Annotated in this window: 10 protein-coding genes; 3 read left to right on the top strand and 7 right to left on the bottom strand. The window is 55.8% G+C overall.

Annotated features, from left to right (window positions below):
• Positions 1 to 16: 16 nt before the first annotated feature.
• From KXG62_RS15775 to KXG62_RS15765, 3 genes are read right to left on the bottom strand one after another with little or no spacing between them, the layout of a single operon-like run.
• Entirely contained in the window at positions 17 to 862 is an 846-nt protein-coding gene (locus tag KXG62_RS15775; RefSeq protein WP_218092955.1) for a glycosyltransferase family 2 protein, read from the bottom strand.
• A 2-nt stretch (positions 863 to 864) separates the two neighbouring features.
• Positions 865 to 1,944: a glycosyltransferase gene (locus KXG62_RS15770; protein ID WP_218092954.1), complete on the bottom strand. Its 1,080-nt coding sequence runs from the start codon at positions 1,942 to 1,944 to the stop codon at positions 865 to 867.
• Positions 1,945 to 1,962: 18 nt separating this feature from the next.
• Entirely contained in the window at positions 1,963 to 2,970 is a 1,008-nt protein-coding gene (locus KXG62_RS15765; protein ID WP_218092953.1) for a phosphotransferase, read from the bottom strand.
• A 257-nt stretch (positions 2,971 to 3,227) separates the two neighbouring features.
• On the opposite strand from KXG62_RS15765, the gene KXG62_RS15760 reads away from it, so the two are divergent.
• From KXG62_RS15760 to KXG62_RS15750, 3 genes are all read left to right on the top strand, one after another.
• Entirely contained in the window at positions 3,228 to 5,006 is a 1,779-nt protein-coding gene (locus KXG62_RS15760; RefSeq protein WP_218092952.1) for a glycosyltransferase, read from the top strand.
• Between the two features lie 2 nt (positions 5,007 to 5,008).
• The gene (locus KXG62_RS15755; protein ID WP_218092951.1) at positions 5,009 to 6,196 is read left to right on the top strand and encodes a glycosyltransferase; all 1,188 of its coding nucleotides are present in this window, start codon (positions 5,009 to 5,011) and stop codon (positions 6,194 to 6,196) included.
• A gap of 194 nt (positions 6,197 to 6,390) precedes the next feature.
• Positions 6,391 to 6,759 carry a hypothetical protein gene (locus KXG62_RS15750; RefSeq protein ID WP_218092950.1) on the top strand — a complete coding sequence of 123 codons (369 nt, stop codon included), beginning with the start codon at positions 6,391 to 6,393 and terminating at the stop codon, positions 6,757 to 6,759.
• Between the two features lie 63 nt (positions 6,760 to 6,822).
• Here the strand turns inward: KXG62_RS15750 and galU are convergent, their stop codons facing one another.
• From galU to KXG62_RS15730, 4 genes are all read right to left on the bottom strand, one after another.
• Positions 6,823 to 7,728: a UTP--glucose-1-phosphate uridylyltransferase GalU gene (galU, locus tag KXG62_RS15745; RefSeq protein ID WP_281426826.1), complete on the bottom strand. Its 906-nt coding sequence runs from the start codon at positions 7,726 to 7,728 to the stop codon at positions 6,823 to 6,825.
• A gap of 212 nt (positions 7,729 to 7,940) precedes the next feature.
• Complete coding sequence (locus KXG62_RS15740) at positions 7,941 to 8,798, bottom strand: sugar nucleotide-binding protein (protein WP_218092949.1); 858 nt, start codon at positions 8,796 to 8,798, stop codon at positions 7,941 to 7,943.
• A 276-nt stretch (positions 8,799 to 9,074) separates the two neighbouring features.
• Positions 9,075 to 13,823 (bottom strand): WIAG-tail domain, encoded by a 4,749-nt coding sequence (locus tag KXG62_RS15735; protein WP_218092948.1) that lies wholly within the window; start codon positions 13,821 to 13,823, stop codon positions 9,075 to 9,077.
• A gap of 276 nt (positions 13,824 to 14,099) precedes the next feature.
• Entirely contained in the window at positions 14,100 to 14,693 is a 594-nt protein-coding gene (locus KXG62_RS15730) for a DNA-3-methyladenine glycosylase I (RefSeq protein ID WP_218092947.1), read from the bottom strand.
• Positions 14,694 to 14,878: the final 185 nt, after the last annotated feature.

Below are 14,878 nucleotides of genomic sequence, written 5' to 3'. Positions count from 1 at the left end.
CCCTTCCGTTGGTTTGTTAACGTCTTCTGACGATGCGTCCCACCTTCAGCCGGCCTTTCTTCCAGACAAACTTCGCTTTATACCGGTTGCCCCAGCGCTTTAATGCGGTTTTGTACAAGTATCTCGTCACCTTGGCATATTTCTTGCGGTTTTGAATCCGCGAATTGTTGTCCTTATGCCGCAGCCGGTTATACAGCGCCTTGTGCGTCGCCTTGAATTTGTACCGTCCCGCCAGCTTGAGCAGAATTTGCCTGTCTTCGGCGAAGCGGCCGCCCTGCGGCACCTTCGTAGACCAGCCGCCTACGCTGCGGAGCGCCTTGGTCCGGTAGAAGCGCGGATAAATCATCGGATGGAACGTGATGAAGTCGTATTTGCCGCGAATTTGGCGTTTGACCTTCGTGCCCTTGTACCTCAGCTTGCCTTTCTTTAATTTCCATACTTTTTCGTTTCCGTAGACGACCGCGACTTTGCGGCTCGACTTCCTCATCTTCTTCAGACAGGTCGCCAGCGTCCGGGACTCATACCAGTCGTCCGCATCCAGCTGCGAAAAGTATTTCGTCTTGACCATCGACAAGGCGCGCTTGAGCGTAGCGGAGACGCCCCGGTTTTTTTTGCGCCGTACGTAACGGATACGGGGATCCTTCAGGAACGGCTTGACGACCTTGGCCGTTTTGTCGGTGGAACCGTCATCCAGAATAAGCAGCCGCCAGCGGCCGGTCGTTTGGCGCAGGATGCTCTTGATCCCCCGCTTAATGAACTTGGCGCGGTTGTAAGTCGGAATGACGACGGTCACCAAAGGCTTTTTTTTACCCGATTTTTTTCGCGAAATCCGAGCTCTAGCCTGCCCTTCGGCTTGATCCATGATTATTTTCGTCCCTTCTTAATTAAATGACGGTAAATGGACTCCAGTCTTCTGACTTGCTTTCCGGAATTGAACCGCTTTGCCACTTTCCTGCGCCCTCTTCTTCCCATCTTCAGCCGTGACGAAGGATTTTTGACCAAATGCTTCAATTTTTTCGCTAGCCTGCGTACATTTTTTTCCGGTACGAGAAACCCTTCCCGGCCATTCTTGACCAGCTCCGGAATGCCGCCGTGGCGCGTAGCGACGATCGGAAGGCCTGTTGCCATCGCCTCTTTAATGGCGTTCGGAATGCCCTCGTGGTTCCCGTCTTTGGTCGTCACCGACGGCAGGCAGAATATGTCCGCTTTCTTCAGCAGCCGCACCAGCCGTTTGTGAGGAACAAAGCCTTTCAGGCGGACCGATTTTTTCAGCTTCAGCTTGGAGATGAGCCGCTTCAGATTTTTGCGTTCCACACCGTTCCCGACGATGATCAGCCGGCTTGACGGCGCTTTGGCGTGTACTTTTTTGAATGCGCGGATTAAATAACGGAAGCCTTTCTTCTTGTGCAGCCGGCCTACCGAGATGATCGTCACCTTCTGGGTCGTAGCATGGCGCTTGATGTAACGGAATTTTTTGACGTTAATGCCGCTGTACATAATTTTGATCTTGTGCTTCGGGCATCCGTATCTGCGCAGCTGACGCTTCATCTGCCTCGATGGAACCGTAAACTTGTCGCCGACCTTGAACAGCCTTCTCAGCTTGCGGTAATACTTGCTTCTGCGTTTGATCTTGGCCGGCAGGTCGAAGCCGTGAAACGAAGTGATCATCGGAATGCGAAGGCGGCGCTTGACCTTCATCATGCGAACACCGGCAGGACCGAACCGGGCGTGAATGAGACGGATCCGCTTCCTCCGGAAGGTGCGAGCCAGTCTCTTGGCGCTGCGGGGCAGACGTTTGATTCTCGGAAACGGGAACCGCTTCAAGTTCATTCTTTTTCGCGCGAAGACGATGGCCTTGAATCGTTTAATATTTTTCAGTTCTTCGTAAATGAACGTTTCGGACGAAGGCAAATACCGGGTGCGGACAAAAGCGATTTTTTTCAAAGGAATCACCCCCCTGGCTTAATGCCACTGTTTGTGAGACAAAATAAGCGATACGTACATGGCCTTGCGTTTCTCTTGCTTTAACCAGTGCTTCAGCATTTCCGTTTTCATAGATGCATACACCTGCTTGCGCAGCGTTCGTTCGACGATATGCGGGAACAGGAAGTCGGTGAGCATCAGGCGCTTCGCCCCCGCAGGCAGCGGATGATGGCGGAAATACGTTTCCATCATGCTGTTGAACGTCTTCGTATCGAACGGATGGAAGCGGGTATACATGCTGTACAGGCGCAGCAAATCTTTCGAAGGAAAATCGTAGCGCACATCTTCGAAGTCGATCAGAACCCACTGGCCCTTGTGCTTGATGAGATTTTTCTGGTGGAAGTCGCCGTGGATCAAGCATTTGGCGGCAACCTGTCCGTTCATGTAGTTGTCGTAATCGCTTGCCAGCAGCTGTTCCAGCGCGACTTCGGCCACATGTTCGAAAAACGGAAGGTAGCGCTGAATCATGCTTTCTTGCGGCGATGACGGCGTTTGGTGAGACTGTGCCCAGGATTTCAAGGAGTCGATCCGGTCCCGGTACTCTTTCTCCCAGCGAACGTGCTCGTAAGGCATGATGTCGTCCGGATAAACGACCCGGACGGACCGTCTATGAAGCCGGGCCATCACCTGCGTCAAGGCGACAAGATCGCTGCGGTCGCGCAGCTGCCCGGTCTTGCCTTTAATCCATTCGTACAGCACGTAGGGAGTCTCGTTATAAAGGATGAACGGATGCTTGCTCAGTGTGCTGATCGGACGCGCAAGCTTCACTCCTTCCTGCGCCAGCCGCCGCTCGGATTCGACTATAAAGCGCTGGCGCTCTGCCGGGATAAACAGGCTTTTCAGCATATAGCTTTTGCCGTCTTTTGCAATGATTCGAGCAACCAGGCTGGAATCGGCAATATGTTTGACTAAGTTCCATGACCGGATTTGGAATCCGAACTCACTCTGCACTTGCCGTAATAGCTTCTCCAGTTTCCTCGCCTCCATTGCTTGAAGTGATTTCCCTAACACAGTATTCACGTACATATATAATGTGTGGGCAAAGCTCCCCTCCTGACAAATGCCCCCTATTGATAAATCCCCCTGATTTCTCCACAGCCGTCTATACATCGCTACCCATAAGAGAATAAGTATAAAAGAAACCATCAATAGGTAAGGGAGGCTCTTCGTTGAACCGTATTGCTGTTATACGATCCACCTTTTTACCGATTAGTGAGACGTTCATTTATGGAGAAATCCGGAAAATGAAGAAGTACGATCCTTACGTCTTTTGCCGAAAGCGTGTAAACCCGCAGCGATTCCCGCACACCCATGTGCTGGTCGACCCCAAATTCGCAAAATTGAATATGATGCTGCATCATCGTTCATTCTCGCTCATTCACGCCCGGTTCGCGCCGTCCGGCATACGGATGATTCCGTTCAAGCAAAAATGGAAGGTGCCGCTCGTCACCTCGTTCCACGGCTACGACACGCCGGGCTCCAATCTAATGAAGAAGCACGGAAGGTCGCTGCAGCGATTGTTCAAAGTGGGAGATTGCTTCACTGTTCCGTGCCAGGCCATGAAGAAGGAATTGGTTAAGCACGGCTGTCCCGAGGGCAAAATCGAAGTGTATTACAGCGGTATCGATGTCGAGCAATTTGCATATAAGGAAAGGTTTTTTCCGGAAGAGGGACCGGTGAACATCGTCTACGTGGGCCGGCTCGTCGAAAAGAAAGGACCCGACCTTCTGATCAGAGCGTTTCGGCAAGTGCATCGCCAGTTCCCTGAGGCCCGGCTTATTATGATCGGTGACGGAAGGATGAAAGCGAAGCTGCAGCAGTTAAGCCGGTCGCTGCGTCTTGAAAAACATATCGTATTTACCGGCGCTCTGCCGCATCAAGAGGTTGCCGTACAGCTGGAGAAGGCGCATCTGTTCTGTCTTCCGAGCAAAAAAGACCGCACCGGAAACCAGGAGGGCATTCCCAATGCGCTGAAAGAAGCGATGGCCTGCGGTCTTCCCGTCATCTCCACCTTCCACGCAGGTATTCCCGAATTGATCGAAGACGGGGTCAGCGGGCATCTGGTCGCGGAAAACAACTCGCAAAAACTGGCCGCCAAGCTGATCCAGGTACTGAGGCATCCGGAAACGTGGCAGCAGCTCGGCCGCCAAGCGCGCAGCAAGGTCGAAACCGAGTTCAACCGGAAAGGCCAAATCGCCAAGCTGGAGCAGCTGTTCGACCGGATTATCGCCGCCCATGAGGCGAAGGAACGCCAATCGCCGATGTTCAGCGTCATTATTCCGACGTACAACCGCGACCAGTATATCGGCAGAGCGATTGAAAGCGTCCTGAAGCAAACCTACAAAGACTTCGAGGTCATCGTGGTAGACGACGGTTCGACGGACAATACGGCCAAGGTCGTCCAGTCGTACGACGCGCGCGTCCGTTACGTTTACCAAAAAAACAGCGGCCCTTCCGAGGCGAGAAATACGGGCATTCGTTTTGCGAAAGGAACATATATCGCCTTTCTTGATTCGGATGACGCCTTTCTCCCGAATAAGCTGCTGCGCAACAAACAGTTTCTGGATAAACATCCGAGCTGCCGGTTTTTATACAGCTGGTACTACGACCGCAAAGGCGACCGAAAGCGTAAAATCGTCCGCAAGGTCAGAACGCCGTCCAAACTCAATAAATTCCGTTATTATCTCTACAAACGAAAATTTACGATCCGGACGTCGACGGCCGTCATCCACCGCAGCTGCTTCGATAAAGTCGGGCTGTTCAATCCGAATTACCGGTATTCGCAGGATTGGGATATGTGGCTCCGGCTGGCGCGCTACTACCGGGGATACTGCCAGAAGCTTCCGCTCGCCGTGTACCGCAGACATAAGCGGAAGTTTCTTCCCTCGTACCGCCGCCATCTGAAGATCCGGCGTACCGCAACCAAGCTGTACCGGTGGAATGCGTCCACCTTGCACGCGCTCGACAGAAAATATACGAAGCGGCGGCGGTATACGCTGTCCCGTCTCAGGAGGCGAGTGTAGACATGGCCGACAAACCAAACGATTGGGAGGAACAGCCTGTGAGTTCAGTCATACTGCACCACAAATATTCTTTGGAAGACGGTCATGTGGCAGCGCAAATTTGCCGCGTGGACGGGTACAAAGGTATCATGCTGACCAAGGAGCCCCGCTCCAGGCAGTCGGAAATCCCGTTTGCCTCCGTCGCTTCGCCTGCACAGGAATCGGCCGGCATGAAGCTGCTGAACGTATCCGATGCGCCCTCGATGACGCCGATCGTTTCGTTAGATGACATTAAGCGGGAACCCCGGCTGCTCAAGCAGCTCCAAATATCCGGCGTCCATATTCATCATGGATCGCTCGCTCCGAATTTTTTGTTCCTGAAGGAAAAATACGGCATCCCGCTGTTCGCCAGCTTTCGCGGGAAAGACGCCACCGTCTACCCGAAGAAAAAACAAGGCCGTGCGGAGCTGAGACGGCTGTTTCAAACCGGGGATCTGTTTTTCCCCGTATGCCATCATTTGAAGAAAATGATCGTCAAGCTGGGCTGCCCCGAGGAGAAGGTGCGCGTGCTGTACGGAGGCGTCGATCTGGACCGGTTCCAGGACCGTCCCCGGCAGTGGGAGCCCGGGAAAAAGATCCGGTTTCTGGCAATCGGGCGATTCGTGGAGAAGAAAGGGTTCAACGATCTGATTCACGCCTTCGCCGCCCTCAAGAAAAAGATACCGCATGTCAAGCTGACGCTGATCGGCCAAGGGCCCTGCGAGGCGGAATACCGCAAGCTGATCCGCCTGTACAGACTGGGACGCAGCGTGCAGATCATCCCGTGGGTCAGCTATCACGACATTCAAAAGAAATATTATCAATCGCATATTTTTTGCGCGCCGAGCTGCACGGACAAGGAAGGCAACCAGGAGGGCATTCCGAACACCGTCAAGGAGGCGATGGCTACAGGCATGCCCGTGATCTCTACGACGCATGCGGGCATCCCCGAGCTCGTCAAGCACAAAGTGTCCGGGCTGCTCGTCCCCGAGAAGTCGAGAGCCGAGCTGGCCAAAGCGATGATCTGGCTGGCCGGGCACCCGGAGATATGGAACCGCTACGGCATGGAGGCCCGCAAAAAAGTAGAGACGGACTTCAACTTGGCGCGCCAGCTGGAGAAGCAAAAGGCGTATTACGACGAGGTCATCATGAAAAAGGCAGGGAAGCGGTAAGCTCCCTGGACCGAACGCATCGCGATGCCGCACGCTTGCGGCTGAAACAACAACGGGACGAAGCAGGAAACTGCCTCGTCCCGTTGTTGTTTGCGGGCGCGCGCAACTTTGGCGAATGCCGCAGGCTACTCGTCCAGTGCGCTCCGCTGCGGTCTGCATAGACTGTACTATCATTACAAAGGAGGTTTCTTCTATTGGCTAATAGAGACGTAAGATTATCGATTTTTGAGGACAACGACTTCGGGGGACGGCGCGTACAGTTCCGGCGCGGCGGCGTGGCGATCACTAACATGCAGGCGATCCGCTTCGACCAAATGCTCTCCAGCTTTCATCTGAGAAACACCGTATCGCGAAATGAAGTCACGCTCGTCCTGTTCTCCCGCGATAACTTCAAAGGAACTTTCCGCGTCTTTCGCGGTACGCAAAATGTCGCAAGCCTCGGCGATTTCAACGATAAGACCGAATCGCTCCTTCTCGTCGGGCGGAACCTGAGCAACAGCGAAATCAACCGGATCCGCAATACAGGCACGCCGCCTCGCGATATTGTGATTATACGCCAGTAACGCTGCACGATCGCGGTACAAACGCAACGGGACGGAGCAGCTGAGGCTCCGTCCCGTTTGCTTTTACGATTCCTTGCGAAGCAGCTTGGCGGTTTCTGCGGGGCTGGGCTCCAGCGCTTGCTTCAAATACCGGATTACCGGCTCTCTCAAGTCTTCGCGATGCAGCGCGATCGATAGCATCGCCTTAATATAGCCGAGATGGTCGCCGACGTCATGCCACGTGCCGCTTACTTCGCAAGCATAGACGGCTTCCTGCAGGTTCAGCGTAGCGATGGCGTCCGTCAGTTGAATCTCTTTGCCGACGCCCGCTTCCTGGTACTCCAATATGTCGAAGATCGCCGGGGTCAAAATGTATCTGCCGATCATCGCCAGGTTGGACGGCGCTTCCTGCGGCTTCGGTTTCTCTACCAGCCTGTCGATGACATATAGCCGCTCCTGCAGCCTGCGGGCGTCGACAACGCCGTAGCTGGACACCTGACTCCGTTCTACAGGCTGTACGCCGATAATCGACGTCTTGTATCGGTCATAATAATCGATCATTTGCTTGAGGCAGGGCGGATTGGCGTCCAGGAATGTGTCGCCGAGGAGCACGGCGAACGGTTCATCCTTGATGAACTTTCTTGCGCACCAGACGGCATGGCCGAGACCTTTCGGCTCTTTTTGGCGAATATAGTGAATATCGATCATTTGCGACGGACGCTGCACCTTTTCGTGAAGCTCCAGCTTTCCTTTTTGAAGCAAATGGTACTCGAGCTCGAAGGCGGCGTCGAAATGATCCTCTATCGCTCGCTTCCCTTTGCCTGTCACGATAATAATATCCTCTATGCCTGACTCGACTGCTTCCTCCACAATGAATTGGATCGTCGGCTTATCGATAATAGGCAGCATTTCTTTGGGCATCGCTTTGGTGGCCGGCAAAAATCGCGTTCCGAGGCCTGCGGCCGGAATGATTGCTTTACGGACCTTCATCAGGTCTCACCTTCCTTCTGCATGTTTACTTCTACATGGCCTAAGCGCTTGTCAAATCGACAACCACAAAACTAAACCACTTCTTAAATGATATGCCCTACCACCTAGACAAGACATAGACCAATAACCTTGCCGAGCAAAATTGGCGTATGTCCTGCGCCGGTAGCGCGGCCGGATCCATCGGCGGCGGCACAAAAAGACGCTGATCCGGATCAGCGCCCCTGCATTGTATAGTTGACCATCCATCCCCGCAGCTCCGCAATCATGTCCATGTGGGAGCGGGCCGGGTAGCGGACATCCGCCCGGGTCGACGCGAGCGTTCGTTTCAGTACGACCGAGTCGTCGGGTTCGATCGAAATCTCTCTCTGGTCGAAGGCTTCCTGCAGCAGCAGCAGCAGCTCATGCTTGGAGATCGTGTGCGACGCCGTCAGATGAACGACGCCGCCCAAACCGGCAGCGTTATCGATGGCATAAGCAATAAACTTGGCGAGTTCCAGCGTCGTGATGCCGTTCCACTGTACGTTGACAAATCCACGCGCCGTTCCTTTCCGATGCAAAAACCAGTTTAACAGCCCTTCTTCCCGACCTTCCGCCGCAGGACCGAGCAAAGAGGCTCGCACCGTTAACGCCGGGGGGCGAATCACTTCCCCAAGCGCTTTCGTCTTGCCATAAACGGAGCTGCCGTTCGGCACGTGACGTTCTTCGTACGAGCCGCGCTCCCCATCGAACACGCTATCCGTACTGAGGTGAATCAGCTTGAACCCGATCCCGCTTGCGAGCTCGGCGAGCTGATGCGGCAGCAAGCCGTTCACACGGTAAGCATCCACCTCATGCTGACGCGCTTCGTCGTATACGATGCCCGAGCAGTTGACGACAACGTCAGGGCGAAGCGATTGCAGCAATTTGTCCACCATCAGCGAGTCCAGCGGGTCAAGAAACAACCGGTTCGGAGAGCGCCCGCGCCCGGAAGCGGAACAAGTCGAGTACAGCTCATGCCGGGTTTGCTCCATTAAATAATGACATATCATATGCCCTGTCAGCGATTGGCTATCGATAACAACAATCCTCATGAGCCCATTTCCTCTCTCAGCGGCTTCGCGCTCCAATGAAATATCGCAGATTCAGCCATCGGCGATTCCTGGATGCATTCCGGGCGCAGCCCGCAGCCCGCGTTCATGCGGAATCGCTGTATTATCATATGCCGCTTCGGTTGAAATCCGATAGACGCATACGGGGAAATTTCCAAAATTGGCTCCTGCCCATACGTCTCGCAGCACCGAGCAAAAAGCCCGCGAAACGCGCCATCCGGCGCTCTCGCGGGCTTCATCGGAAATTCGAACCGCTGATTAGGCTTCCGCTGTTCCGATGGCGATCCAGTTGACCACTCCGGACAACTCGGCTGCGCCTGCGGCTTTGCCACGGCGCCGGCTTCCTTCCCTGCGGACGATCTGAATCTCTGCCGCACCGCTCTCCTTGCCGCTCACGACGGCATAGCAGCCTGCATGATCCGTCGTCGCTACCAGCGCGTAGCCGTTGTCGGCAAACGGACGGTTGAACGTCAGCGCGATGCTGATCGTGTCTTCCCCTTCCTGAAGCAGGAACGGCTCAAGGCCGAACAGTTGCTGCGGCGCAAACGCGGTTTGCGCGGACACGGCCGGCTGCTGCTCCGGCAGCGGGGACGGCTCTGTCTCGATATCGGCAAGCGCCGATACGAATACATAGGCTTCGTCCGCGTCGCTGTCTTCCAGATTAAAGTCGCTGTCCGCAGCTCCCTCGCTTGCAAACTCAGCTTCGGAACAAGGAGGGGCTACCGCTGCTGCACGCTCGGCGCACAGCTCGCCGATCAGCGTCTGAAGCATCGGCTCCAGATGAAGCACGGATACTGTGCCGGGGATAAGATGATAGCCCGAGAGCGATTCCTGCTTCAAATGGATGCCCTCGATCGAATCCACCTGGAGGTGATCTCCGGACACGGATCCCGCCGACAGCTTCTCCGCCGTTACTGCGCCTTCAGACAGCTGTTCTGTTCCTACGGCACCCCAGAACAGCTTCTCCTTTGTCACCGCGCCTTCCGATAGCTGTTCCGTTCCTACGGCACCCCAGAACAGCTTCTCTTTTGTCACCGCGCCTTCGGATAGCTGATCGGTTCCTACGGCTCCAAACGACAACTTCTCTGTCGTTACCGCGCCTTCGGATAATTGATCCGTTCCTACAGCTCCCGTCGACAGCTTCTCCGTTGTTACCGCGCCTTCGGACAGTTGTTCCGTTCCTACGGCGCCTATGGACAGCTTCCCTGTCGTTACTGCGCCTTCGGACAGCTGTTCTGTTCCTACGGCACCCCAGAACAACTTCTCCGTTGTTACCGATCCTTCGGACAGTTGTTCCGTTCCTACAGCTCCAAACGACAGCTTCTCCGTCGTTACTGCACCTTCGGACAGCTGATCGGTTCCTACAGCACCCGACGACAGCTTCTCCGTCGTCACTGCGCCTTCGGACAGTTGATCGGTTCCTACAGCACCCGGCGACAGCTTCTCCGTCGTTACCGACCCTTCGGACAGCTGCTCCGTTCTCACGGCGCCCGTCGACAGCTTTTCTGTCGTTACCGCGCCTGCGGACATCTGTTCTGTTCCTACGGCTCCCAACGACAGCTTCTCCGTCGTTACCGCGCCTTCGGACAGCTGTTCCCCTCCTACGGCCCCCGCGGACAGCTTCTCTGTCGTCACCGCGCCTTCGGACAGCTGATCGGTCCCTACAGCTCCAAACGACAGTTTCTCCGCCGTTACCGCGCCTTCGGACAGTTGATCCGTTCCTACGGCTCCAAACGACAACTTCTCCGTCGTTACCGACCCTTCGGACAACTGATCAGTCCCTACAGCTCCCGTCGACAGCTTCTCCGTCGTTACCGCGCCTTCGGACAGCTGTTCCGTTCCTACAGCTCCAAACGACAGCTTCTCCGTTGTCACCGCGCCTTCGGACAGCTGTTCCGCTCCTACGGCCCCCCAGAACAGCTTCTCCTTCGTCACCGCGCCTTCGGACAGCTGATCGGTCCCTACGGCTCCAAACGACAGCTTCTCCGTTGTCACCGCGCCTTCGGACAGCTGATCCGTTCCTACAGCTCCAAACGACAGCTTCTCTGTCGTCACCGCGCCTTCGGACAACTGATCGGTCTCTACAGCTCCAAACGAAAGTTTCTCCGCCGTTACCGCGCCTTCGGACAGTTGATCGGTTCCCACGGCTCCGGGCGACAGCTTCCCCGCCGTTACTGCGCCCTCGGACAGCTGTTCCGTTCCTACGGCCCCCCAGAACAGCTTCTCCTTCGTCACCGCGCCTTCGGACAGCTGATCGGTTCCTACGGCTCCCCAGAACAGCTTCTCCGTCGTTACCGACCCTTCGGACAGCTGCTGCGTTCCTACGGCGCCCGCGGACAGTTTCTCCGCCGTTACCGCGCCTTCCGACAGCTGCTGCGTTCCTACGGCGCCGGGCGACAGCTTCTCCGTCGTTACCGATCCTTCGGACAGCTGCTGCGTTCCTACGGCTCCGGCCGACAGCTTCTCCGTCGTTACCGCGCCTTCCGACAGCTGCTGCGTTCCCACGGCTCCCAGCGACAGCTTCTCCGCTGTTACCGCGCCTTCGGACAGTTGTTCCGTTCCTACGGCTCCGGCGGACAGTTTCTCCGTCGTTACCGCGCCTTCCGACAGCTTCTCCGTCGTTACGGCACCCTCGGACAGCTGTCCCGTCCCCACGGCGCCCGTCGACAGTTTCCCTGTCGTTACCGCGCCTTCGGACAGTTGTTCCGTTCCCACGGCTCCGGCCGACAGCTTCTCCGCCGTTACCGATCCTTCGGACAGCTGCTGCGTTCCCACGGCTCCCAGCGACAGCTTCTCCGCTGTTACCGCGCCTTCCGACAGCTGTTCCGTTCCTACGGCTCCTACCGACAGCTTCTCCGTCGTCACAGCGCCTTCCGACAGCTGTTCGGTTCCTACGGCTCCCCAGAACAGTTTCTCCGTCGTTACCGATCCTTCGGACAGCTGATCCATGCCGACCGCTCCGGCTCTCAGCTTCTCCGACGTCACGGCGCCCTCGGCCAGCTGATCGGTTCCTACCGCCTCTCGCGCCAGCTTCCTCGAAGTGACCGCGCCCTCGGCCAGCTGATCTCCCTCTATCGCACCCGGGGCCAGCTTCTCCGACGTTACGGCACCTGCCGCGAGCTCATCCGTGCCGACCGACGCCGGCGCCAAATGCGCGGAAGTTACCGCCTGCGCGCCAAGCGCGTTGCCATCGATCGCACCGGGCGCAATATGCGACGCCGTGATCGCGCCTTCCGCCAACTGCTCGCTGCCGACTGCTTTCTCGGCCAAATGCTGGCTGCGAACCGCGCCCGCAGCGAGCTGCGCCGACGTCACGGAGCCTTCGGCCAGTTTTTCCACGGTCACGGCACCTTCGGCGAGCTTGTCGTTGGTGATGGAGCCTGTGGCCAGATGCAATGTTTTCACCGACGCTTTGACCAAATGTGCGGACTGAACAATGCCCGGAGACAAATGCTCCGATTGAACAGCCTCCTTGCCAAGCTTCTCCGATGTCACGCTGCCCTGTGCAAGCTTTGACGAAGTAATGGACAGATTGCTCACTTTATCGGTCGACACCGACTCCGGCGACAGCTTGGAGGCCGTCACGCTATGATTGGCGATGTGACCGGTCAACACGGCGCCTTCCTGCAAGTGCTGCGACTGTACCGCGGCCCCCGACAGCTTCTCCGACGTGACCGACCGGTCTGCCAGCTTTTCCGAGGCGACGGCGCGATCCTGTATATGCTCAAGGCTTATCGACTTGGGCGCCAGATGAGCAGATTGAATCGCTTTCTCGGAAATATGCCCCGTTCCGACCGATCCGGCCGCCAGATGTTCCCGCTGCACCGCGCGGCTGGCAATTTTTCGCGACGTTACCCCTTGCTCTGCAATCTTATCGGTCGTAATAGAAGCGTCCGACAGCTGCGGCGTGCCCACACTTCCTTCCGCCAGCTTATCGGTCGTGATGGAGCGCGCGCTCAAATGACGATTTTGGATAAGCCCTTCCTGCAGATGCTTGCCCGTTACCGCACCTTCCTGCAGATGGCCGCCTTGGACCGAGCCTTTGGTCAGCTTGTCACTCGTTACCGCGCCTTCCTTCAAATGAGCGGAATTCACGGCCCCTTCGGTCAAATGAGCCGATTCGATTTGCTTCGGCGCAATATTGACTCCCCTGACGACGCCCGGTGTCAAGTGCTCCTGAAGCACCGACTTTAATTTCAAATGATCTGAAGTCACGCTCCAAGGCGCGAGCTTATCCTCGGTCACCGATTGGCTGGCCAGCTTCGCCGACGTGATCTCACCGTCAGCAAGCTTGTCGCCGGTTATGGACGCATTTCTCAGCTTTTCCGTCGTCACCGCGCTATCGGCCAGTTTGGCCGTATTCACCGCATAGTTGGCGAGATTTACCGTGCGGATCGCGCCGCTGCGGATTTTCTCCGATGTAATGGACTGGTTTTGGATCAAATCGGACGTAATCGTATCTTCCGCCAGATGCTTCGAATGGATCGACCGTTCGGCGATCTTCATCGCGTCGATCGTTTTGTCGGCCAGCTTCTCGGAGGTGATGCTGTTATCGAGCAGCTTGTCGCCGGTAATGGCCCGGTCCTGTATTTTTTCCGTCGATACGGAACCGCTTGCCAGATGAACCTCTGCAATGGAGCGGTGCGCCAGCTTTTGATGCGTCACGCTGCGGTCCGCCAGCTTGGCGCTGTCCACCGCATAGTCGGCCAAGTGATCCCTTATGATGCTGCCTCGCTTGATCTTTTCTTGATCCACCGCAAATTTGGCGATTTTCTCGGTCGTGACGGATTGATCCGCCAAATCGTCCGTATAAATAATCGGCACGGAGGTCGAGGACGACTTGCGCTCCGTAATTTGCTTCATAGCCGAAGCGGGAATAGCTCCTTCTTCGAAACGATCAATCGGCTCATCGTACCTTTCCTGCTTCACCTCATCCATGGCAATCCTGCTAACTTTCACCACTTCATTTTCCGTTGCCATTTCGACTTTGTCCGGTTTCTCATCCAACCAGCTCAGCTCATTAATGTATGCGCCCAGCCTCTTGCTATTTAACGAATTATTTAACGAACTATTAAACGGACGATCCTTCCTGCCGGATCCACGGCGGCTCACCTTTTTCATGACGGTCCTCCCATTGTACATGATGACCTTTCAATGGCAACATTGCTTGGATATAACTACCATAAAGTCACTTGTAACATATGCATTTACCCATGAGATGGTCATCCGTCTATGTAAAAATAGGCGGCCGCACAGGAAACCGGCATGATCTCGCAAGCCAAGTTACTTTGTACCGGCAGGCGTCTCTTGAACTTCGAAATAACGGAAGCAGCTTGTCGTATGATCCATGACCATGCCTGTCGCCTGCATGAACGCATAGCAGATCGTCGTTCCAACGAACGTGAAGCCGCGCTTCTTCAATGCTTTGCTCATCGCATCTGATTCCGGCGTGCTGGCTGGCACTTCCTTGAGGCTTTCCCAGCGGTTCAGGACCGGCGCACCGCCAGCGAAGCTCCAGATGTACCGGTCGAAGCTGCCGAACTCCTCCTGCACGCGAAGAAACGCCTGCGCGTTCGTGACGGTCCCGCGAATTTTCAACCGGTTGCGGATGAGCCCCGGATCGGCCAGCAGCGCAGCGATTTTGTCCTCGTCATAGGCAGCCACCTGCTGCGGATCGAAGCCGTCGAACGCTTTCCGGTAATGCTCCCTCTTCTTCAACACGGTATACCAGCTGAGCCCCGCTTGAGCGCCTTCCAGCGTCAGCATCTCGAACAGCCGAATGTCGTCATGGACCGGAACTCCCCATTCCTTGTCGTGATAATCAATATATAATGGGTCTGTATTAACCCAGCCGCATCGGCAAACGTCCGCTTCCATCGCAAATCCCTCCTTGTATTCAAAACACTATACAGGACAACTATGACAATTCCTGTCTTAGTTACTCAACTTTCGCAGCATGAAATCGGCAAACAAGCCTTGATGTAACTGGGCAAAGCGGCAATCCACTGCTGGAGTTGACGCTGAATAAGAGCGGAAATCTTCTTACCGGCTTTTTGGGCTAC

The organism is Paenibacillus solanacearum (assembly GCF_910593845.1).
Lineage (GTDB): Bacteria > Bacillota > Bacilli > Paenibacillales > NBRC-103111 > Paenibacillus_G > Paenibacillus_G solanacearum.
Note: the sequence above shows the minus strand (reverse complement) of the source record. Positions and strands in the feature narration are given on the sequence as shown.

Excerpts from the sequence above, each read along its gene's own strand:
- KXG62_RS15730 (WP_218092947.1), bottom strand. The coding sequence starts at position 14,693 with ATGGAAGCGGACGTTTGCCGATGCGGCTGGGTTAATACAGACCCATTA.
- KXG62_RS15760 (WP_218092952.1), top strand. The coding sequence starts at position 3,228 with ATGAAGAAGTACGATCCTTACGTCTTTTGCCGAAAGCGTGTAAACCCG.
- KXG62_RS15755 (WP_218092951.1), top strand. The coding sequence starts at position 5,009 with ATGGCCGACAAACCAAACGATTGGGAGGAACAGCCTGTGAGTTCAGTC.
- galU (WP_281426826.1), bottom strand. The coding sequence starts at position 7,728 with ATGAAGGTCCGTAAAGCAATCATTCCGGCCGCAGGCCTCGGAACGCGA.
- KXG62_RS15775 (WP_218092955.1), bottom strand. The coding sequence starts at position 862 with ATGGATCAAGCCGAAGGGCAGGCTAGAGCTCGGATTTCGCGAAAAAAA.
- KXG62_RS15740 (WP_218092949.1), bottom strand. The coding sequence starts at position 8,798 with ATGAGGATTGTTGTTATCGATAGCCAATCGCTGACAGGGCATATGATA.
- KXG62_RS15765 (WP_218092953.1), bottom strand. The coding sequence starts at position 2,970 with ATGGAGGCGAGGAAACTGGAGAAGCTATTACGGCAAGTGCAGAGTGAG.